Annotated in this window: 1 protein-coding gene; it reads left to right on the top strand. The window is 55.0% G+C overall.

Annotated features, from left to right (window positions below; all coding sequences use genetic code 11):
* The coding region (locus tag ACXAH0_RS25440; protein ID WP_475196142.1) for a transposase domain-containing protein at positions 1-211 on the top strand (211 nt) is incomplete at both ends.

Genomic DNA, 211 nt, shown 5'->3' with positions numbered 1-211 from the left:
TTGCGCGGAGCGGGCAATGAAACCGATTGCCCTTGGACGAAAAAACTACCTCTTCATGGGTTCAAAAGGCGGCGGCAAATCCGCGGCCATCGCCTATACACTGATCGAAACGGCCAAACTCAACGGCATCGACCCGCAAGCCTGGCTGACCTGGGTTCTGACACAAATCGCCGACCACAAGATCAATCGCATCAACGAACTCATGCCTTGG

The sequence above is a fragment of the Roseibium sp. AWQ4_290 genome (assembly GCF_056160985.1).
Note: the sequence above shows the minus strand (reverse complement) of the source record. Positions and strands in the feature narration are given on the sequence as shown.